Here is a 19,153-nt window from a genome sequence, read left to right on the forward strand (position 1 = left end):
TCCGCCTGACCTGCACATTCTCTCCGGCTCAGGAGCAACAGGAACCGTGCGCGGGCGGGATCCGTCTCGTCGCGCACGGTTTCCTGCGGGGCTCTGTGCACATCACTTGGATCAGCTCCTGTTGAGCTCGAACCACACCACCTTGCCGGTGCTGAGCCGGGTCGCTCCCCACCGCCGGGCCAGCCGGTTGACGAGGTACAGGCCCCGGCCGCCCTCGTCGGTGGCCCGCGCCTGCCGCAGCCGCGGCAGTTGCGGCACGTCGTCCCCGACCTCGCACCGCAGCACATCTGTGCGCAGCAACCGCAGCGTCACCGGCCGCGTCGCGTACCGGACCGCGTTGGTCACGACCTCACTGACCAGCAGCTCGACGGAGTCGGTCATGTCCTCCATGCCCCAGCGGGACAACGCCCGCCGCGCGAGCCGCCGTGCACGGCCCGGAGCCGCGTCCTCCGGCTCCAGGAACCAGTACGCCACATCGCTGGGCGCGATCCCGTCGAAGCGGGCCGCGAGCAGCGCGATGTCGTCGTCCCGGTCGCCGGGACCGAGCATGTCCAGCACCTCGTCGCACAGCGCCTCCAGCGGCGGCGGATGATCCGGCCCGGTGAGCTGCGCGGTGGCGGCGAGCTTCTCGCGCAGCTGCTCTATCCCGGTCCACACGTCCCGCAGCCGGGACTCGACGAGCCCGTCGGTGTACAGCAGCAGCGTCGCCCCGGCCGGCGCGTCCAGCTCCACGGCCTCGAAGTCCACGCCCCCGACACCGATCGGCGCGCCCGGCGGCACCCGGAGCACCTCGGCCCGGCCGCCCAGATGCAGCAGCACCGGCGGCGGATGACCGGCGTTGGCGATGGTGATCCGGTGCGACACCGGGTCGTACACGGCGTAGAGGCAGGTCGCCATGCGGTCCGTACCGAGCCGCTGGGCCTGCTCGTCGAGGTGGTGCAGCACCTCCTGCGGGGGCAGGTCGAGCCCGGCGAGCGTCTGCGCGGTCGTCCGCAGCTGGCCCATGATCGCCGCGGACGTCATGGAGTGCCCCATCACGTCACCCACGACCAGCGCGACCCGGCTGCCGGGCAGCGGGATCGCGTCGTACCAGTCACCGCCCACCCGAGCCGTCTCGGCGGCCGGCAGATAGCGCGAGGCCAGCCGTACGCCGGTCGGCCGCGGGAGCGTCTCGGGCAGCATGGTGCGCTGCAGCTCGTCGGCGATGTACGCCTCACGGCCGTACAGGACCGCCTTGTCGATGCCCAGCGCGCTGTGCGTGGCCAGCTGGGCGGCGACGAGCAGGTCGTCCGGGTCGAAGGGGATGCGGTCGGGGCGGCGCAGGAACAGGGCGGCGCCGATGACCCGCCGTCGGCCGCGCAGCGGGGCGAGAATCGCCCGACGACCGGTCGGTACGGCGAACTCGCCGCCCTCCCCGAGCAGTTCCGGCAGCGCCGCATGGGCCGCGGGGGTGTCCGTGAAGACCGGCCGCACCCCGCGCAGCACCTCGGCGAGCGCGCTGCCCGGCTGCACCTCGCACAGTTCGGTGCCGAGGGCGTCCAGCTCGGTCGGATTCTCCGGCACCGGCACCGGCAGGATGCCGTCCTCCAGGTCCCGCTCCTGCTGCGGGATGCGGTCGCTGCGCCGCAGCCGCAGCACGAGGGGGCCGGTGGGCCGCTCGTCGCCGACGGGCAGCGGATCGCGCAGATAGACGAGGATCGCGTCCGAGAAGGTCGGCACCGTCGCCCGGCACAGACCCATCACGATCTCGTCCAGGTCGATGCCGCGGGCGATCCGGCGGGTCGCCGCGCCCACGAAGCGCAGCCGGTCGCCGTCGCGCCGCATGGGCGTGGGCCGGCCCGGGGCCAGCCCCTGCCCGGTACGGCGTTCGTCACCGCTCTGCGGTGGCCGCTCGTCCCCACCGCCCGGCTGGACAGGCACCCCCTCGGGGACGGGCCGCGGGCGGTGCGTGTCCGGCTCCGCGGTGGCCGGCTGGGAGTGCTCGGGGCCGGTACCGGCCGGGTTCATGCCCATGTCCTTGTGGTTGCCGGTCCTGCCGGTCGTGCCGCTGCCGGCCTGGACGACGGGTGCCGCCTCCGGAGCGGGGTCACCGGAGCGCGCCTGGACCGGTAAAACGGTCGGCGCCTCGACGCCCTGGGCGGGCGGTGGCGCCGGGGAACGCAGGAGCGCCCCGCGGGGGTCCGTGGGGTCGACGCCCGGCTGGGGGCGTTCGAAGGAGGTCGGGTGCTCCGTCACGCGTGTCGAATCCGTCCGTCCGGGGCTGCGCGCCGTACGCGCAGTGGGTCCCGCCGAAATCCCGATACCCGGAATACGTGTCCCAGGAACGGAATTCCCGCGTGGTCAGGGGCTGTTCCTGCGTTTTTGGTCAACCTTCCACGGCCCGTACCGGTGTTGCCCTCGTACCCCACGCTCACGTCCTGCCGCCCCTCGGTGACGATCGGTCAAGCCCAGTGCCCGCTCTGGTAGTTGCCACTGCGCACTCTTGCGGAGGACGATCCTACGTTTGCAGCCCGGGGGCGCATCAAGGGTCTCATGAGGACAAGTGCGCGGGAGTACGGTCCCAGTCTTCCGGAAGGAGCGGGACAGTCCAGGACGGATCGGGCCGCCAGTCGGGCCAGCCGTCCGAGAACGGCGGGCCCCAGGCGCGGATCACCTCCACCGCGGAGCGCCCCGCCGACCTGACCTGTTCGGCCAGGTCCGGGCCCATCAGCCCGTCCCGCTGGGCCTGTGCGAACTCGTCCTCGTCCCGCCACTGCCAACTGCGGTCCGGATCCACGGTGATGTCCAGGAAGTGGTCCTCGGAATCCACACCCCCGGCCCAGCGCGCCAGCGGCTCCTCGAGGTTCACGTACCAGTTCTTGAACCGCCAGCCCGGCTCCCAGAACAGCCACACCGACCACGGCAGCCCCGGCCGCGCCAGCTTCAGCACCCCGGTGCCGAACCAGCGGTCCCGCTGCACGGCACGCGGCTTGGTGTAACGGGACTCCAACGGCTCGGCGTGCACCGGCGTCCCGTCCGCCAGCACCGGCCGCACGCACTCGGTGCCCGGCGCCAGCCACACGGCGAGCAGGTCCTCGTCGTCGCGTACGACGGTGACCGGGCGGGCGATGTGGAAGTGCGCGCCCGCGTTCTCCCGGTAGCGCCACAGGATGTGACTCCCGGGCTCCCAGAAATGCGCCGACGTACCTGCTTCCACCGCTCTCACCGCTCCACCGTCTGCCATGCACAGATATTAGGTGCCATAGGCATACGACGCTGCGGTGCGTGTCACGGTTCACGCCGACGGCGGGAAAGGTTACGGCCGTGTCATCCGCAGGACATCCAGCGCCTCGTCGAGTTGCTGCTCGGTCAGGTCGCCGCGCTCGACGTACCCGCTCTCCACCACGACCTGCCGGATCGTCTTCCGCTCGGCCAGGGCCTTCTTGGCGACCTTCGCGGCCTCCTCGTACCCGATGTACTTGTTGAGCGGGGTGACCACGGAGGGCGAGGACTCCGCGTACTCCCGGGCCCGTTCGCGGTGGGCCACGATGCCGTCGACGGTCCGGTCGGCGAGCAGCCGGGAGACGTTGGCGAGCAGCCGGACCGACTCCAGGACGTTCTTCGCGATGACCGGCAGCATGACGTTGAGCTCGAAGTTGCCGGCCGCACCGGCGGTCGCGACGGTCGCGTCGTTGCCGATCACCTGGGCGGCGACCATCAGAACGGCCTCCGGGATCACGGGGTTGACCTTGCCGGGCATGATCGACGAACCGGGCTGGAGGTCGGGCAGGGAGATCTCCGCGAGGCCGGTCATGGGCCCGGAGGACATCCACCGCAGATCGTTCGCGATCTTCGTCAGGCCGACCGCGATGGTCCTGAGCTGCCCGCTGGTCTCGACGATGCCGTCCCGGGCACCCTGCGCCTCGAAGTGGTCCCGCGCCTCGGTGAGCGGCAGCCCGGTGGTGCGGGCGACCTCCTCGATGACGGCGGCGGAGAAACCGGGCGGGGTGTTGATGCCGGTACCGACGGCGGTACCGCCGAGCGGCAGTTCGGCGAGCCGGGGAAGAGAGGCCTGCAGCCGCTCGATCCCGTACCGCACCTGTGCCGCGTACCCGCCGAACTCCTGACCCAGCGTCACCGGGGTGGCGTCCATCAGATGGGTCCGCCCGGACTTCACGACGTCGGCGAACTCCTCGGACTTGCGGGCGAGGGCGTCGGCGAGGTGCTGGAGCGCGGGGATCAGGTCCCGGGTGACGGCGGCGGTGGCGGCGATGTGGATGGAGGAGGGGAAGACGTCGTTGGACGACTGGGAGGCGTTGACGTGGTCGTTGGGGTGCACGTCACGGCCGAGCCGCTCGGTCGCCAGCGTCGCGATGACCTCGTTGGTGTTCATGTTGGACGAGGTGCCGGAGCCGGTCTGGAAGACGTCGACGGGGAAGTGCGCGTCCCAGTCACCGCGGGCCACCTCGTCGGCCGCCTCCTGGATGGCCTCCGCGATGTCCTTGTCGAGCACGTTCAGCCGCGCGTTCACCGTCGCGGCCGCCCCCTTGATCCGGGCCAGCGCCTCGATGTGCGCCCGCTCGATCCGCTGCCCGGAGATCGGGAAGTTCTCGACGGCCCGCTGGGTCTGGGCCCGCCACCTGGCGTCCACCGGGACCCGGACCTCGCCCATGGAGTCGTGCTCGATACGAAACGCCTGTTCCTGCTGCTCGTCGGCCACTGCCGATCACCTCCGTCTTGGTCAGCGTCTGCCCCTGTGGCACCTATTCCTGCCATTGGCCCACGGCATGTCACCGAGCTGCGGACACCAAAGGGACCCAGCTGCGGGTGCCCGCTCCGTAGGGCGGCGATGCGAGTCAGGGGTGAGCGACATCGGGCGAGCACCGGGCTCTGGAAGGGGTCGTTGCCCTTTGCCGGCTCGACGGGGTGTTCAGTCCGCCCGCCGTATGAGGTCAAGGGCGTCGGGGGCGAGCCCGGGGGCGGGGGCGCAGGCTCGGTGGGACCGAGGGGGCACAATTCATCCGCGCCGGCCCGCAGGAGCCGCGTCCGCTGTTGCCCTCGCATGGGGATGCTGAGGGGGCGCCGCTGGTTTTGGAAAAGGCTGTTTCCCGGGCTCGCTCGGCGGCACCGTTCAGCCCGTCCGGCGTCGGGGGCGACGCCGTCGGGCCGAAGCCGGGGCGGGGGCGCAGGTCGCGTGGGATCGAGGGGCGTAATCCATCCCGCCGCCCCGCCGGAGCTCCGTCCGCCCTGTGCCTGCGCCCCACGGGACAGGTAGGGGCGGCGGGGGATAAACCCTCCCCGCCGCCGCCGAAGGGCGCTACGCCAGACCGGGCCCGCGCACCGGGATCGTCGTGAACGTCGGTGCGGGTGCCGGGTCCTGGAAGAAGTCGTTGCCCTTGTCGTCGACCACGATGAACGCCGGGAAGTCCTCGACCTCGATCTTCCAGACCGCCTCCATGCCGAGCTCCTCGTACTCGACGACCTCGACCTTCTTGATGCAGTCCTGGGCGAGCCGGGCGGCCGGGCCGCCGATGGAGCCGAGGTAGAAGCCGCCGTGCGCATCGCACGCGTCGGTGACCTGCTTGCTGCGGTTGCCCTTGGCCAGCATCACCTTGGAGCCGCCCGCCGCCTGGAACTGCTCGACGTAGGAGTCCATACGGCCGGCCGTCGTCGGGCCGAAGGAACCGGACGCGTAACCCGCGGGCGTCTTCGCCGGGCCCGCGTAGTACACCGGGTGGTCCTTCAGGTACTGCGGCATCTCCTCACCCGCGTCCAGCCGCTCCTTGATCTTGGCGTGCGCGATGTCACGGGCCACGACCAGCGGGCCGGTGAGCGAGAGACGCGTCTTCACCGGGTACTTGGTCAGCTCGGCGAGGATCGAGTCCATCGGCTGGTTGAGGTCGATCTTGACGACGTCACCGTCGGACTCCAGGTGCTCGTCCGTCGTCTCCGGCAGGAACCGCGCCGGGTCCGTCTCCAACTGCTCCAGGAAGACGCCCTCGGCGGTGATCTTCGCGACGGCCTGGCGGTCGGCCGAGCAGGACACGGCGATGGCGACCGGGCAGGAGGCGCCGTGCCGGGGGAGGCGGACCACGCGGACGTCGTGGCAGAAGTACTTGCCGCCGAACTGCGCCCCGATCCCGATCTTCTGCGTCAGCTCGAAGACCTTCTCCTCCAGCTCCTTGTCCCGGAAGCCGTGGCCCAGCTCGGAGCCCTCGGCCGGGATCTCGTCCAGGTAGTGCGCGGAGGCGTACTTCGCGGTCTTCAGCGCGTACTCGGCCGACGTACCGCCCACGACGATCGCCAGGTGGTACGGCGGACAGGCGGCCGTACCGAGCGAACGGATCTTCTCCTCCAGGAACTTCATCATGGAGGCCTCGTTCAGGACGGCCTTCGTCTCCTGGTACAGGAACGACTTGTTGGCCGAGCCGCCGCCCTTCGCCATGAAGAGGAACTTGTACGCGCCGCCGTCGGTGGCGTACAGCTCGATCTGCGCGGGGAGGTTGGAGCCGGTGTTCTTCTCGTCCCACATGGTCAGCGGGGCCATCTGCGAGTAGCGCAGGTTGAGGTTCAGGTACGCGTCGTAGATGCCCTTCGACAGGGCCGCCTCGTCACCGCCCTGTGTGAGGACGTTCTGTCCGCGCTTGCCCATGACGATCGCCGTGCCGGTGTCCTGGCACATCGGCAGGACGCCCGCCGCCGCGATGTTCGCGTTCTTCAGCAGGTCCAGCGCCACGAACTTGTCGTTGCTCGACGCCTCGGGGTCGTCGATGATCCGCCGCAGCTGGGCGAGGTGCGCGGGCCGCAGGTAGTGCTGGATGTCGTGGATGGCCTCGGCGGCGAGCTTGCGCAGCGCCTCCGGCTCCACCTTGAGGAAGGTCCGCCCGTCGGCCTCGAAGGTGGAGACACCCTCGGAGGTCACCAGCCGGTAGGGGGTGGTGTCCTCTCCCATGGGGAGCAGATCGGTGTACGCGAACTCAGGCATCTCAGCCCATTCCTCACTCTGCGGGTCGACCACCCGCCTCCGTCGGCGGGCCCCACCAGCCTAGAACCTGTCCAGGGACGGAAGTTTGTGAGGTAGGGCTCAGTGAGGTCCCGTGCGCGGGCCAAGAGTTGTCCACAGGGCTAGTCGCGATCTATCGCGTTTGGGTACGCTGCTGTCGTGGACCTTCAGAAGCCCGACCTTGCCCGGCACACGGGCCCCGCGCCCTCGGGCCCCGCACCCGCGGTGGCCGACCTGCGTGCCTCGGACGCCGACCGCGACCGTGTCGCCGACATCCTGCGCGAGGCCCTCGCCGAGGGCCGCCTCAGCGCGGACGAGCACGCCGAGCGGGTCGAGGGGGTGCTGAGCGCCAAGACGGTGGGCGAGCTGGAGGTCTTCATACGGGACCTGCCGGCGGCCCACGGGCGCCGTACCGCCCCGGCCTGGTCCCCGGCCCCCAACCGTCCGACCGACGCGATTCCCCCGGACCCGGACGACAACGTGGTGGCGGTCTTCAGCGCCGCCGTCCGCAAGGGCCGCTGGCGCGCGGGCCGCCGTATCCACGCCTACGCGATCTTCGGCAGTGTCGAGATAGACCTCAGCGAGGCGATCTTCGAGTACCGCCAGGTCGTCATCAAGGCGTTCTCGCTCTGCGGCAGCGTCGAGGTGCGGGTCCCCGAGAACATCTCGCTGCGCGGCACGGGAGTCGGTGTCCTCGGTGACTTCCAGGTGGACACCCTGGACTCGGCCGAGCCGGACGCGCCCGTGGTGTACGTCGACGGCTGGGCCGTCCTCGGCAGTGTCGACGCGAAGCCGAAGCGCGGCAAGCTCGTCGCGGACATCCTCGATCGGGTTCAGCGCGCGGTCGATCGCAAGGTCGACAAGAGTTTGCGCAAACACCTGGATCGTTGACGCTTGTGAATCGGGGTGTGTCCGCAGCGGAAGGATCCGTCCGCGGGCGGCTCCCGGAAGCGCACGCGACCACCCGGGATCCAGCGGTTCGGGACTCAGTGCATAGGCGCGCGTACAGCGGGTAGGGCTTGCTCCATCGTCTCTCGCTCGCGAAGCCGTCGTCAGGAGTAGACCGTGCTGCAACCGCCGCATTCGTCCCTGCAGGTAGCTGCCGTTCCTGCCCAGCGGGTGCCAGTGCGGGACAGGGACCAAGACGCTCCATGGCACACCGAGGCGGTGTGCCGGCGCGACGAGGCTGGCCTGTTCTTCGCCCCGTCCAAGGAACCCACCGCCGCCAGGCTTTCCCGCGAGGAGGCCGCCAAGCGCGTCTGTGCCCGCTGTCCGGTCATGGTCGAGTGCCGCGAACACGCCCTGCTCCAGCCCGAGCCCTACGGCGTCTGGGGCGGCCTCACCGCAGCGGAACGCCGGGTCGTGCTGGCCCGCAGGCGTCGCCGCGACATGGAACTGAAGAACGCGGCGCGGGCGGCCCGCATAGCCCAGGCGGGCTGAGTACTCGCGCAAGAAGGCGCCCCCACCGCACCGGGGGCGCCTTCTTGATCAACGGCGAGTGGACTCACCCGGGGGCGCGGGGAACTGCGCGACAAGCCACGACGCACCCGCAGCCGCCAACGCCGCACAGCCCCGGGCTATTTGGCGCGATCGAAATCAATCGCGCTGTAGGCCCGCAGCTTGCTCAGCCGATGCTCCGAGTCGATCCGCCGAACCGTCCCCGACTTCGACCGCATCACGATCGAGTCGGTCGTGGCCGTCTCCGAGCGATACCGGACGCCCCGGAGCAGCTCCCCGTCGGTGATGCCCGTGGCCACGAAGAACACGTTCTCCCCGGACACCAGGTCGTCGGTCGTCAGCACTCGGTCCAGGTCGTGCCCGGCGTCGATCGCCCGCGCCCGCTCCTCGTCGTCCTTCGGCCACAGCTTGCCCTGGATCGTCCCACCGAGGCACTTCACGGCACAGGCCGAGATGATCCCCTCGGGCGTACCACCGATGCCCAGCAGCATGTCGACGCCGGTGCCCTCGCGCAGCGCGTAGATCGAGCCGGCCACGTCACCGTCGGAGATCAGTTTGATCCGCGCTCCGGCCTCCCGGATCTCCTTGATGATCCCTTCGTGCCGGGGCCGGTCGAGGACGACCACGGTCACGTCCTCCGGAGTGACCCGCTTGGCCTTGGCGACCCGCCGGATGTTCACGGAGACCGGCGCGTCGATGTCGACGAAGTCCGCGGCCTCCGGGCCTGTGACCAGCTTGTCCATGTAGAACACGGCGGACGGGTCGAACATCGACCCCCGGTCCGCGGCGGCCAGTACCGCGATCGCGTTGGGCATGCCCTTGGCGTTCAGCGTCGTTCCGTCGATCGGGTCGACGGCGATGTCGCACTCGGGCCCGGTCCCGTCGCCCACGCGCTCCCCGTTGAAGAGCATCGGGGCCTCGTCCTTCTCGCCCTCGCCGATGACGACCACGCCGTTCATCGACACGGTGGAGACGAGGGCTCGCATGGCGCGCACCGCGGCGCCGTCGGCGCCGTTCTTGTCGCCCCGGCCGACCCAGCGGCCCGCGGCCATCGCGGCGGCTTCGGTCACCCGGACGAGTTCCAGGGCGAGGTTGCGGTCGGGGGCCTCGGAGGGGACTTCGAGTTCGGACGGCAGATGATGATGCTCGGTCATCGGAGCGCACCTTTCTGATACGACGACGGCCGGATGAGGGTTCGACCGTCGACTCTATCCCCAGTCCGACAAAATGAGCAGGGGACCCCACGGATGAGCGGACCGGGCACCTGCGACGATAGGGGGCGTGGCAGGTTCGAACGGCAAGCAGAAGACGGTCCGGGACATGATTCTCTCCCTGGGCCTGATCGGGATCGCGGCGGCGGTCATCTACGTGTTCATTCCGCACGACGACTCCGCTCCCGACATCAAGACGGTCGACTACCGCGTCGAGCTGCTCACGGCCCGCCGCGCGGCCTCCTACCCGGTCGCCGCGCCCGAGGGCCTGCCGGCCGGCTGGAAGGCGACCTCGGTGCGCTTCCGGGGCGACGAGTTCGACGCCTGGCACCTGGGCTTCCAGGCCCCCGGTGATCAGTACGTGCAGATCGAGCAGTCGACTCAGAAGCCGTCGGCGTTCATCGACGAGGCGAGCCAGGGCGCCGAGGCGACGAAGCAGACCCAGCAGATCGCGGGCCGCACCTGGACGCGGTACTCGGGTGGCCGTTACGACGCCCTCGTGCACCAGGGCGACGGGGCGACGACGGTGATCGCGGGCACGGGATCGCTGACCCAGCTGACCGAGATGGCGAAGTCCCTCGAGATGGCGTGAACCGCACGAGAGGGGCCCGGCCGCTTGGCGGCCGGGCCCCTCTCGTCGTGTGTCAGTCGTCTCAGACGGTGGTGACGACCTCGTCGTACGCCAGACGCGGGGAGCGCGGGAACCAGGCGTCGTCGCCCGGCTTGCCGATGTTGACGACCATCAGCGGGGTGTGGTCGTCGTCCAGGAACTCCTTGCGGACACCTTCGAAGTCCAGACCGGTCATCGGGCCGGCGGCGAGGCCCGCGGCGCGGACGCCGATGATGAAGTAGGCGGCCTGCAGGGCGGCGTTCAGTCCGGCGGCACCCTCGCGGGCGGGGCGCTCGCTGAAGAAGACGTCCTTGGCCTGCGGGAAGTGCGGGAAGAGCTCCGGCAGCTCCTGGTGGAACTCGTTGTCCGCGGAGAGGATCGCGACCAGCGGGGCGGTGGCGGTCTTCGGCTGGTTGCCCTCGGCCATGTGCTGGACCAGGCGCTCGCGGGCCTCGGCGGAGCGGACCAGGGTGATGCGCAGCGGGCTCTGGTTGAAGGCGGTCGGGCCGTACTTGACCAGGTCGTAGATCGCCTGGACCTGCTCGTCGGTCACCGGCTCGTCGGTGAACGTGTTCGCGGTACGGGCCTCGCGGAACAGCAGGTCCTGGGCGGCGGGGTCAAGAACGAGAGACATGAAGAAACCTTCTCAAGAGGTACGTGGGCCCCGGAAACGGACCGTGGACCGGTTGGCGTCTCCGACCGTACGCCAATGAAGTTCAACCTTCAATCAAACCCGGGGCGTGGTGATCCGCTTCACAGACACCAGCTCTTCCGCCCGCGGCTACTCGGAGTCGCTCTCGCCGTCTTCCGACTCCTCGGCCAGTGCCGCGTCCAGCCGGGCCCGCGCCCCGTCCAGCCACCGCCGGCACACCTTGGCCAGCTCCTCGCCGCGCTCCCAGAGCGCGAGGGACTCCTCCAGCGTCGTACCGCCCGCCTCCAGCCGCCGCACGACCTCGATCAGCTCGTCCCGCGCCTGCTCGTACCCGAGCGCCTCTTCCGCCACCTTGCTGGTCATCCGCCCACCCTACGCATCGACTCGGACAGTGAACTCACCCTCGGCGACCCGCGCCCGCAGGGGCTCCGCCGCCGTCACCTCGTCGGGTGCCCGCACCACGTGCCCGTCGGCCTTCTGCAGCACGGCGTACCCGCGCCGGAGGGTCGCGGCGGGGGAGAGGGCCACCACGCGCGCGTGAGTGTGCGTCAGCTCGGAGTCCGCGCGGTCCAGCAGATGACCCAGGGTGCGACGGCCGCGGTCGGCCAGGGCGGCCACATGGTCGGCGCGCTCGTCGATCATCCGGTGCGGATCCTCTATCGACGGCCGCGAGAGCGCCTGCGCGAGGCCCCGCTCCTCCCGCTGGAGGAAGGACTCGACGCACCGCCGGGCACGGTCCCGCAGCGCCCGCACCCGCTCGTACTCCTCCCCGACATCCGGTACGACCTTCTTGGCCGCGTCCGTCGGCGTGGAGGCCCGCAGGTCGGCGACGTAGTCCAGCAGCGGGGTGTCAGGTTCGTGCCCGATCGCCGACACCACCGGCGTACGGCAGGAGGCGACGGCCCGCACCAACTGCTCGTCGGAGAACGGCAGCAGATCCTCCACGCTGCCCCCGCCGCGCGCCACGATGATCACGTCCACGTCGTCCAGCGCGTCGAGCTCCTTGACCGCCTGCACGACCTGCGGGACGGCATGCACCCCCTGCACCGGCACATTGCGCACCTCGAAGCGGACGGCCGGCCAGCGGTGCCTCGCGTTCTCCAGGACGTCCCGCTCGGCGGCCGAGGCACGCCCGCAGACCAGCCCGACGAGCTGCGGCAGGAACGGCAGCGGCTTCTTGCGCTCCTGCGCGAACAGCCCCTCCGCGGCGAGGGACTTCTTGAGCTGCTCAAGGCGTGCCAGCAGCTCACCGACGCCGACCGGCCTTATCTCGGCGGCCCGCAGCGAGAGCTGCCCCCGCGGCGCGTACCACTCCGGCTTCGCCAGGACGACGACCCGGGCGCCCTCGCCGACGACATCGGCGACGTCGTCGAAGACCTGGCGGAAACAGGTCACGCTCACCGAGATGTCATACGACGGATCGCGCAGCGTGAGGAACACCACGCCCGCGCCCGGGCGCCGGGAGAGCTGGGTGATCTGCCCCTCGACCCACACGGCGCCGAGACGGTCGATCCAGCCGCCGATGAGGCGCGACACCTCGCCGACGGGCAGAGGCGTTTCGGGGGTCGAGTTCACAGCCATGCCGCGAGCGTAACGGCCGGGTACGACAACGCACCGTCACGGCCGGCGAACTACCGGCTGCGCTGGGCGACCAGCACCCCGAGCCCGACCAGCAACCACACCGCGCCCACCACTTGCGTCACGGCGGGGATGAGGAGGTAGTCCAGCATGGCCATCCAGCCCGCCCCGAACCCGGCCCGCTGGCCGAGCCCCGCGCGCGCGTAGGCGAACACCGACCCCGCCCGGGGGACGACTCGCACCATCTGGGCGTAACTGAATGCGGTGAAGGCCATCGCCACGGTGGCGACGGCATAGACGAGCGCGACCGCACCGTGCGACTTCGCGTCCAGGGTGCCGTAGACGCCGACGGGGGCCATGGGAACGATGAACAGCAGCCCGTAGACGACGAGGTCCCGAAAGCCCAGGCTGCGCCGCAGACCGCCGTGCTCCTCCTCGGCCGTACGGTCCGCCGTACCCGTACCGGACATCGCGCCTCCGCCTGTGCCTCGCCCGTCCCGCCCCTCCTGCTCCGTTTTCCCGGGAAGGTCACGGGCACGCGATCTTCGACCGGCCGAACGCGGCCTTACGATGGGACGCATGACCGCTTCGCCTGGCCGCCGTGTCCTGCTCGCCGCCCCCCGTGGTTACTGCGCGGGTGTGGACCGCGCCGTGATCGCCGTCGAGAAAGCCCTGGAGCAGTACGGCGCTCCGGTGTACGTCCGACACGAGATCGTCCACAACAAGTACGTCGTACAGACCCTGGAGAAGAAGGGCGCCATCTTCGTCGAGCGCACGGAGGAGGTCCCGCCGGGCAACATCGTCATGTTCTCGGCCCACGGCGTCGCCCCCGTCGTCCACGAGGAGGCCGCGCGCGGCAAGCTCGCCACCATCGACGCGACCTGCCCGCTGGTCACCAAGGTCCACAAGGAAGCCGTCCGGTTCGCGAACGAGGACTACGACATCCTCCTGATCGGGCACGAGGGCCACGAGGAGGTCATCGGCACGTCCGGCGAGGCCCCCGACCACATCACCCTCGTCGACGGCCCGTCGGACGTCGCCAAGGTCGAGGTCCGCGACGAGTCGAAGGTCGTCTGGCTCTCCCAGACCACGCTCTCCGTCGACGAGACCATGGAGACCGTCGACGCCCTCAAGGAGAAGTTCCCGCAGCTCATCTCCCCGCCCAGCGACGACATCTGCTACGCCACGCAGAACCGCCAGCTCGCGGTCAAGCAGATGGGCGCCGAGGCCGAACTGGTCATCGTGGTCGGCTCCCGCAACTCCTCCAACTCCAAGCGGCTCGTCGAGGTGGCCAAGCTGGCCGGCTCGCGCGAGGCCTACCTCGTGGACTACGCGAGCGAGATCGACGAGGCCTGGCTTCAGGGTGTGACCACGGTCGGTGTGACCTCGGGCGCGTCGGTGCCGGAGGTGCTCGTCGAGGAGGTCCTGGAGTGGCTGTCGCAGCGCGGCTACGGCGACGTCGAACTCGTGAAGGCGGCCGAGGAGTCCATCACCTTCTCCCTGCCCAAGGAACTGCGGCGGGACCTGCGCGAGGAGGCCGCGGCGCTGGTCGCGGAGCGCAAGGGGACCTCACAGGCGTGACCGTCAGTCGTCCGTCGTAACGTAGGGCCATGCAGATCTTCGGCTTGGACATCGGCGGATCCGGGATCAAGGGCGCCCCTGTGGACCTGGACAAGGGCGACCTCGCCCAGGAGCGCCACAAGGTGCTCACCCCGCACCCGGCAACGCCCGACGGCGTGGCCGACGGGGTGAAGCAGATCGTGGACCACTTCGGGTGGACGGGACCGGTCGGGCTGACCTTCCCGGGCGTGGTCACCGGCGGATCCCACATCCGTACGGCGGCCAATGTCGACAAGAGCTGGATCGACACCGACGCGCGCGCATTGTTCAGCGACCGGCTCGGCGGGCTGCCGGTGACCGTGGTCAACGACGCGGACGCGGCGGGCGTCGCCGAGATGAGCTTCGGCGCGGGCAAGGACCGCAAGGGCACCGTCATCCTGCTCACCCTGGGCACCGGCATCGGCAGCGCGGTCTTCGTCGACGGCGTCCTCGTCCCCAACACGGAGCTGGGCCACCTCGAACTGCACGGCCACGACGCCGAGACGAAGGCCTCCAGCAAGGCCCGCGAGGTCGAGGAACTCACCTGGGAGCACTGGGCCCACCGCGTCCAGAAGTACCTTGCTCACGTCGAGATGCTCTTCTCGCCCGAGCTGTTCATCATCGGCGGCGGCGTCAGCCGCAAGTCCCAGAAGTTCCTGCCCCACATCGAGGGCATCAAGGCCGAGATCGTCCCGGCCCAGCTGCAGAACAACGCGGGGATCGTGGGGGCGGCGATGCGGGCGGTGCAGGACTAAGGGGGCCCGCCCCCGTCTGAGCCGACGCCTCCTGTGGGCCGGCGCGGCGCGGTCGGTTGTCGGTTGTCGGCACCGAGTGACCGGCAGGCAGGGGTCTCGGGCCCCGGGGCATCCCGAGAGCCCCACGCGTCGCCGGTGCCGTTGCCCGAGTCGGCCGCCCCGGAGTGGTTCCTCGCACCCTCGGCCCCAGTCGGCGCGTCAGCGTGAGCGGTCGCGTACCAGGTGGATCCTGCGGGCCAGTGCGATGAGGCCGGCGGCCAGGGTGCCGGCGTAGAGCCAGCCGGCCTGGGTGGCCAGGGCGGTGAACAGGCCCATCAGGCGTCCCGAGGTGCCGCCGCCGCTGTCCGCGACCGGGACGAGCCCCACGGCGAAGGCGATCGGGACGACGATCGGGGCGGTCAGCAGGTCGCCCCGGCGCAACCAGACCGACGTCAGCACACTGACCGGCACGAACAGCACGCCGTACGTCGTGAGCGACGAGCCGAACAACAGGGAGACGAGGCAGCCCAGCACGAACATCAACGCGCCGCAGAACAGGCCGGCGCCGAGCCCGGTGAGCCGGGGATTCGGCAGCCGCCGCAGCCGCCGCAGCGTCCGGACCACCGGCGGCGTGGGTCTGCGGACCACCGGTGGCCGTCGCTCGCCGCGGGCCTGCGCGGGCAGCGGCGCTCCTTGGGCCGGTCGTCGCGTTCCGTTGTGCGGGGGTCGTGTCCTGTGTTGCTCCACTGGACCAACCTAGGTCTGTTTATGTGCGGAATCGCTCGTCGGACACGCCGTGGGAAAGACCTTGGCCATGCGTTCGAGAGGGCCGCCGGAGCGTGCTGCCGCACGCCGTAGACTGGTGGATCGGCCCCCTGGCCGCCCAGTCTCCTCACGTCTCCTCTCACGTACGGGAAGTCGCAACGTGTCGCTCACGATCGGAATCGTCGGCCTGCCGAATGTCGGCAAGTCGACCCTGTTCAACGCCCTGACCAAGAACGACGTGCTGGCGGCCAACTACCCGTTCGCCACGATCGAGCCGAACGTCGGCGTGGTCGGCGTCCCGGACGCGCGGCTGACGAAACTGGCCGAGATCTTCTCCTCCCAGAAGATCATTCCGGCCACCGTCGACTTCGTGGACATCGCGGGCATCGTGAAGGGCGCCTCCGAGGGCGAGGGCCTGGGCAACAAGTTCCTCGCGAACATCCGTGAGTCGGACGCGATCTGCCAGGTCATCCGCGCCTTCAAGGACGAGAACGTCGTCCATGTCGACGGCAAGGTCTCGCCCAAGGACGACATCGAGACGATCAACACCGAGCTGATCCTCGCCGACCTCCAGACCATCGAGAAGGTCCTGCCCCGCCTCCAGAAGGAGTCGCGGATCAAGAAGGACATCGTCCCGAAGGTCGCGGCCGTGGAGGCGGCGAAGGAGATCCTGGAGAAGGGCGACACCCTGTTCTCCGCGGGCATCGTCCAGGGCTCCGGTAACGAGGAACTGCTGCACGACCTGCACCTGCTGACCACGAAGCCCTTCCTGTACGTCTTCAACGTCGACGAGGACGAGCTGGTCGACGAGTCCTTCAAGGAGGAGCAGCGCGCCCTGGTCGCCCCCGCCGAGGCGATCTTCCTCAACGCCAAGCTGGAGGCGGACCTCGCCGAGCTCGACGAGGAGGACGCGATGGAGCTCCTGGAGTCGGTCGGCGCCGAGGAGCCGGGCCTGGCCACCCTCGCCCGCGTCGGCTTCAACACCCTCGGTCTGCAGACCTACCTCACGGCAGGCCCCAAGGAGTCCCGCGCCTGGACCATCAAGAAGGGCGCCACCGCCCCCGAGGCCGCCGGAGTCATCCACACCGACTTCCAGAAGGGCTTCATCAAGGCGGAGGTCATCTCCTTCGACGACCTGGTCGAGACGGGGTCGGTGGCCGAGGCCCGCGCGAAGGGGAAGGCGCGGATGGAGGGCAAGGACTACGTCATGCAGGACGGCGATGTCGTGGAGTTCCGCTTCAACGTGTAGTGAATCCGCAGGTCGGAAGGGGCTCGGCTCTTCGGAGTCGGGCCCTCGGCTTTTCTCTCCCCGGGACCCGGTCGCGTCACCACCCCGCACATGGGCCATGACCCCGTGGGTAGTCGGGCCGTGGAACACGAGCGGGAGCAGCGCTGCCCCGCGCCTTCGACGTGCCGATCGGAGCAGCCATGACTGATCACTCTTCCAACGGCGCCGCCCCCGCCGTGCAACTGGCCCTGCGCGCCGTCGTGGCCGGCGACGCGGACGAAGCCGAGCTCGACACCCTTGCCGGCAGCGAGGTCCTCGTGCCCACCGCCGACGCCGCCCAGGACGGGGTTCCCGGAGAGGTGACCCTGCCCGTCTACCAGGTGGAGGACGGCACCGAACTGGTGCCGGTGTTCACCACACGGACCCGCATGCAGCATGCCCTCCCGCAGATCACCGAGCATCAGCAGGTGACCCTCGGCGTCCTCGCCCACCGCTGGCCGTCCGAGAAGCTCGCACTGGTCATCGACGCCGGAACACCGGAGGAGCTGGCACTGACCGCTCAGGGCGTCAAGGAGTTGCTCGACCGCGACGTCGCCTGAGCAGCGCGGTCACGTCCGAGTCCCGTCCGAGTCACGTCCGGGGCCTCGCCTCGGTGATGGTGTCGGGGGGGAGGGTGCGGGTGACGAGGGCTTGGACGGTGTCGGTGAGGCGGAGGTGGTGGTGGTGGGCGTAGGTGGTGAGGATGTGGGCGGCTTGGGTGATGGTGGTGTCGGCGTGCTGGGCGATCATGCCTTTGGCGATTTCGAGGGTGGCTTTTGCGGCGAGGGCGCCCTGGACGCGGGTGATGACGTCGTGGGTGGGGGTGGGTTCGGTGGTCCAGTGCATGAGGGCGAGGGCGGCGGAGTCGGCGAGGGCCTGGGCGAGGTGGGTGTCGTTGTCGGGGAGGCGGCCGGGGGCTCGGCGCAGGAGGGTGAGGGTGCCCAGGGGGCGTTTTTGCAGGCGTAGGGGGATGGCTTGGAGGGCGTGGTAGCCGGTGTGGGTCATGGCGGTGGCGAGGTGGGGCCAGCGGGTGTGTTCGGTGGTGATGTCGGGGACGCTGACGGGTTGGGCGGTGTGGTAGCTGTCCATGCAGGGGCCGTGGCCGCTTTGGGTTTGCAGGAGTTCGGTGAAGGCGGCTTCTTCGTTGGTGGAGGCCATGGTGCGCAGGCTGCCGCGGGCATCGGCGATCATGACGGCTGCGGCGTCGATGTCGAGGAGGTCGTGGCAGGCGTGGACGAGGTGGTGGAAGAGGTGCAGGGGGTCGAATTCGGGGGTGTAGGTGTCGGTGAGGGCGAGGAATGCCTGCGTCAGTTGTCGCTCGCGGTTCATGGGTGCCTCCCCGGCGCTGTGGTTGGGGGTGCCGGCAGGGGGTGCGGGCGGTTCAGTCATCGTGGAGGTCCGTGGTGCGGGCGATGATGGCTTTGGCGAGCTGGGTGGCGGTGCGGCCCTGGGTGAAGGCTCGGGCGCGTAGGCGTAGGAGTGCTTCTTCGGCGCTGACGCCGAGTTGCATCATGATCATTCCGGTGGCCTGGTGGACCTCTTCCCGGTCCGATTCGGCTCCTGACAGCCATGCGACGACTCCTTCGAAATCCGCGGCTCCCCGGTCCAGTGCCAGCACCGCCAACGTCACCGCATCAGCGACCAGCAGTGCTCTGCGAAGACGATCGGCGCTCAACGAACCCGGCCTGTCCCGGTACAGGTCAAGGGTGCCCAGTGCCGATCCGGTGCTCGCCAGCGGCAGTGAGAACACCGCCTCGACGCCGGCTTTGGTGGCCTGCGGGCAGAACAGCGGCCAGCGGCGACTGTCCTGAGCGCGTGTCAGATCCGTCGCGAACACGGGGGCACGCAGGCCAGTCGCCTCCCGGCACGGTCCCTCGCCGAGGGTGAACTGGATCTCCGCCAGGTGCGCGGAGACGTCGTTGCTGGCACACAGCACCACGCCGGTGTCCGCGTCGTCCGCCAGCACCGAGATGGACAGCCCCGACACCTCCGGGATCAGCGCGACGCAGTTACGGCACAGGGCGGCGGGCATCTCGGACGGAGACAGGCCACTCATCCCGGCGATGAGTTCGCCGGTGATACGAGACCGCTCGAGGTTGGACTCCTGTTCGGCGTCTCCGCCCCCCAGCAGGTCGTCACCCGGCAAGTCCCTCACCTCCCGTCCCACTCCGCGCAACGGTTCCACCGGATCTTGGCACAGGCACGTCGCTACGGCCGACAATCGGTCCAGGTGAGGCAGAGAGGGTGCCGGCGCCGAAGGGCTGTCGCGCGCGGGGAACGGCGTGCCGACCACTTTC

General features: G+C 70.1%; 18 protein-coding genes and 1 pseudogene. 7 read left to right on the plus strand and 12 right to left on the minus strand.

What is annotated here, in order from left to right; translation table 11 throughout:
• Positions 1 to 111: 111 nt before the first annotated feature.
• The 4 genes from ACGFWE_RS18925 to ACGFWE_RS18940 all read right to left on the minus strand — a co-directional run bounded on the left by ACGFWE_RS18925 (position 112) and on the right by ACGFWE_RS18940 (position 6,964).
• Positions 112 to 2,235, minus strand: a complete 2,124-nt coding sequence (locus ACGFWE_RS18925; RefSeq protein WP_393600525.1) for a SpoIIE family protein phosphatase — start codon at positions 2,233 to 2,235, stop codon at positions 112 to 114.
• 295 nt (positions 2,236 to 2,530) lie between these two features.
• Positions 2,531 to 3,223, minus strand: coding sequence for a DUF402 domain-containing protein (locus ACGFWE_RS18930; protein ID WP_352388917.1), 693 nt, complete (start codon positions 3,221 to 3,223; stop codon positions 2,531 to 2,533).
• Positions 3,224 to 3,295: 72 nt separating this feature from the next.
• Positions 3,296 to 4,699 carry a class II fumarate hydratase gene (locus ACGFWE_RS18935; protein WP_352388916.1) on the minus strand — a complete coding sequence of 468 codons (1,404 nt, stop codon included), beginning with the start codon at positions 4,697 to 4,699 and terminating at the stop codon, positions 3,296 to 3,298.
• Between the two features lie 597 nt (positions 4,700 to 5,296).
• Positions 5,297 to 6,964 carry a fumarate hydratase gene (locus tag ACGFWE_RS18940; RefSeq protein ID WP_352388915.1) on the minus strand — a complete coding sequence of 556 codons (1,668 nt, stop codon included), beginning with the start codon at positions 6,962 to 6,964 and terminating at the stop codon, positions 5,297 to 5,299.
• A gap of 177 nt (positions 6,965 to 7,141) precedes the next feature.
• Between ACGFWE_RS18940 and ACGFWE_RS18945 the strand changes: the two genes are divergently transcribed.
• Positions 7,142 to 7,873, plus strand: a complete 732-nt coding sequence (locus ACGFWE_RS18945; RefSeq protein ID WP_352388914.1) for a DUF1707 domain-containing protein — start codon at positions 7,142 to 7,144, stop codon at positions 7,871 to 7,873.
• 174 nt (positions 7,874 to 8,047) lie between these two features.
• Positions 8,048 to 8,422 carry a WhiB family transcriptional regulator gene (locus tag ACGFWE_RS18950; RefSeq protein WP_164432724.1) on the plus strand — a complete coding sequence of 125 codons (375 nt, stop codon included), beginning with the start codon at positions 8,048 to 8,050 and terminating at the stop codon, positions 8,420 to 8,422.
• Positions 8,423 to 8,559: 137 nt separating this feature from the next.
• Here the strand turns inward: ACGFWE_RS18950 and glpX are convergent, their stop codons facing one another.
• Complete coding sequence (glpX, locus tag ACGFWE_RS18955; RefSeq protein ID WP_352388913.1) at positions 8,560 to 9,594, minus strand: class II fructose-bisphosphatase; 1,035 nt, start codon at positions 9,592 to 9,594, stop codon at positions 8,560 to 8,562.
• A 127-nt stretch (positions 9,595 to 9,721) separates the two neighbouring features.
• On the opposite strand from glpX, the gene ACGFWE_RS18960 reads away from it, so the two are divergent.
• Positions 9,722 to 10,243, plus strand: coding sequence for a DUF4245 domain-containing protein (locus tag ACGFWE_RS18960; protein ID WP_393600526.1), 522 nt, complete (start codon positions 9,722 to 9,724; stop codon positions 10,241 to 10,243).
• 61 nt (positions 10,244 to 10,304) lie between these two features.
• Here ACGFWE_RS18960 and ACGFWE_RS18965 read toward each other — a convergent pair whose 3' ends face one another.
• From ACGFWE_RS18965 to ACGFWE_RS18980, 4 genes and pseudogenes are all read right to left on the minus strand, one after another.
• Positions 10,305 to 10,895 carry a malonic semialdehyde reductase gene (locus ACGFWE_RS18965; RefSeq protein ID WP_393600527.1) on the minus strand — a complete coding sequence of 197 codons (591 nt, stop codon included), beginning with the start codon at positions 10,893 to 10,895 and terminating at the stop codon, positions 10,305 to 10,307.
• Between the two features lie 147 nt (positions 10,896 to 11,042).
• On the minus strand, positions 11,043 to 11,276 hold the full coding sequence (locus tag ACGFWE_RS18970; RefSeq protein ID WP_352388910.1) for an exodeoxyribonuclease VII small subunit: 234 nt from the start codon (positions 11,274 to 11,276) through the stop codon (positions 11,043 to 11,045).
• Between the two features lie 9 nt (positions 11,277 to 11,285).
• Complete coding sequence (gene xseA / locus ACGFWE_RS18975; RefSeq protein ID WP_352388909.1) at positions 11,286 to 12,494, minus strand: exodeoxyribonuclease VII large subunit; 1,209 nt, start codon at positions 12,492 to 12,494, stop codon at positions 11,286 to 11,288.
• A 68-nt stretch (positions 12,495 to 12,562) separates the two neighbouring features.
• Positions 12,563 to 12,961, minus strand: a pseudogene (locus ACGFWE_RS18980) (amino acid permease); the annotation flags it as partial.
• Between the two features lie 100 nt (positions 12,962 to 13,061).
• Here ACGFWE_RS18980 and ACGFWE_RS18985 point away from each other — a divergent pair.
• Both ACGFWE_RS18985 and ppgK read left to right on the plus strand, forming a co-directional pair.
• A complete protein-coding gene (locus ACGFWE_RS18985; protein ID WP_393600528.1) occupies positions 13,062 to 14,072 on the plus strand; it encodes a 4-hydroxy-3-methylbut-2-enyl diphosphate reductase in 1,011 nt (336 codons plus the stop codon).
• A 29-nt stretch (positions 14,073 to 14,101) separates the two neighbouring features.
• Positions 14,102 to 14,845 carry a polyphosphate--glucose phosphotransferase gene (gene ppgK / locus ACGFWE_RS18990; RefSeq protein WP_352388907.1) on the plus strand — a complete coding sequence of 248 codons (744 nt, stop codon included), beginning with the start codon at positions 14,102 to 14,104 and terminating at the stop codon, positions 14,843 to 14,845.
• Positions 14,846 to 15,043: 198 nt separating this feature from the next.
• On the opposite strand, the gene ACGFWE_RS18995 is transcribed toward ppgK, so the two are convergent.
• Complete coding sequence (locus tag ACGFWE_RS18995) at positions 15,044 to 15,571, minus strand: DUF6542 domain-containing protein (RefSeq protein ID WP_352388906.1); 528 nt, start codon at positions 15,569 to 15,571, stop codon at positions 15,044 to 15,046.
• 178 nt (positions 15,572 to 15,749) lie between these two features.
• Between ACGFWE_RS18995 and ychF the strand changes: the two genes are divergently transcribed.
• The gene (gene ychF / locus ACGFWE_RS19000; RefSeq protein WP_352388905.1) at positions 15,750 to 16,838 is read left to right on the plus strand and encodes a redox-regulated ATPase YchF; all 1,089 of its coding nucleotides are present in this window, start codon (positions 15,750 to 15,752) and stop codon (positions 16,836 to 16,838) included.
• 179 nt (positions 16,839 to 17,017) lie between these two features.
• The gene (locus tag ACGFWE_RS19005; protein ID WP_393600529.1) at positions 17,018 to 17,416 is read left to right on the plus strand and encodes an SseB family protein; all 399 of its coding nucleotides are present in this window, start codon (positions 17,018 to 17,020) and stop codon (positions 17,414 to 17,416) included.
• A gap of 31 nt (positions 17,417 to 17,447) precedes the next feature.
• Here ACGFWE_RS19005 and ACGFWE_RS19010 read toward each other — a convergent pair whose 3' ends face one another.
• Positions 17,448 to 18,185 carry a GAF and ANTAR domain-containing protein gene (locus ACGFWE_RS19010; RefSeq protein ID WP_393600530.1) on the minus strand — a complete coding sequence of 246 codons (738 nt, stop codon included), beginning with the start codon at positions 18,183 to 18,185 and terminating at the stop codon, positions 17,448 to 17,450.
• Between the two features lie 52 nt (positions 18,186 to 18,237).
• Entirely contained in the window at positions 18,238 to 19,002 is a 765-nt protein-coding gene (locus ACGFWE_RS19015; RefSeq protein WP_393600531.1) for a GAF and ANTAR domain-containing protein, read from the minus strand.
• Positions 19,003 to 19,153: the final 151 nt, after the last annotated feature.

The organism is Streptomyces sp. NPDC048523, assembly GCF_043199815.1.
GTDB lineage: Bacteria > Actinomycetota > Actinomycetes > Streptomycetales > Streptomycetaceae > Streptomyces.

Excerpts from the sequence above, each read along its gene's own strand:
- ACGFWE_RS18930 (WP_352388917.1), bottom strand. The coding sequence starts at position 3,223 with ATGGCAGACGGTGGAGCGGTGAGAGCGGTGGAAGCAGGTACGTCGGCG.
- ACGFWE_RS18940 (WP_352388915.1), bottom strand. The coding sequence starts at position 6,964 with ATGCCTGAGTTCGCGTACACCGATCTGCTCCCCATGGGAGAGGACACC.
- glpX (WP_352388913.1), bottom strand. The coding sequence starts at position 9,594 with ATGACCGAGCATCATCATCTGCCGTCCGAACTCGAAGTCCCCTCCGAG.
- ACGFWE_RS18965 (WP_393600527.1), bottom strand. The coding sequence starts at position 10,895 with ATGTCTCTCGTTCTTGACCCCGCCGCCCAGGACCTGCTGTTCCGCGAG.
- ACGFWE_RS18970 (WP_352388910.1), bottom strand. The coding sequence starts at position 11,276 with ATGACCAGCAAGGTGGCGGAAGAGGCGCTCGGGTACGAGCAGGCGCGG.
- xseA (WP_352388909.1), bottom strand. The coding sequence starts at position 12,494 with ATGGCTGTGAACTCGACCCCCGAAACGCCTCTGCCCGTCGGCGAGGTG.
- ACGFWE_RS18985 (WP_393600528.1), top strand. The coding sequence starts at position 13,062 with ATGGGACGCATGACCGCTTCGCCTGGCCGCCGTGTCCTGCTCGCCGCC.
- ppgK (WP_352388907.1), top strand. The coding sequence starts at position 14,102 with ATGCAGATCTTCGGCTTGGACATCGGCGGATCCGGGATCAAGGGCGCC.
- ACGFWE_RS19005 (WP_393600529.1), top strand. The coding sequence starts at position 17,018 with ATGACTGATCACTCTTCCAACGGCGCCGCCCCCGCCGTGCAACTGGCC.
- ACGFWE_RS19010 (WP_393600530.1), bottom strand. The coding sequence starts at position 18,185 with ATGAACCGCGAGCGACAACTGACGCAGGCATTCCTCGCCCTCACCGAC.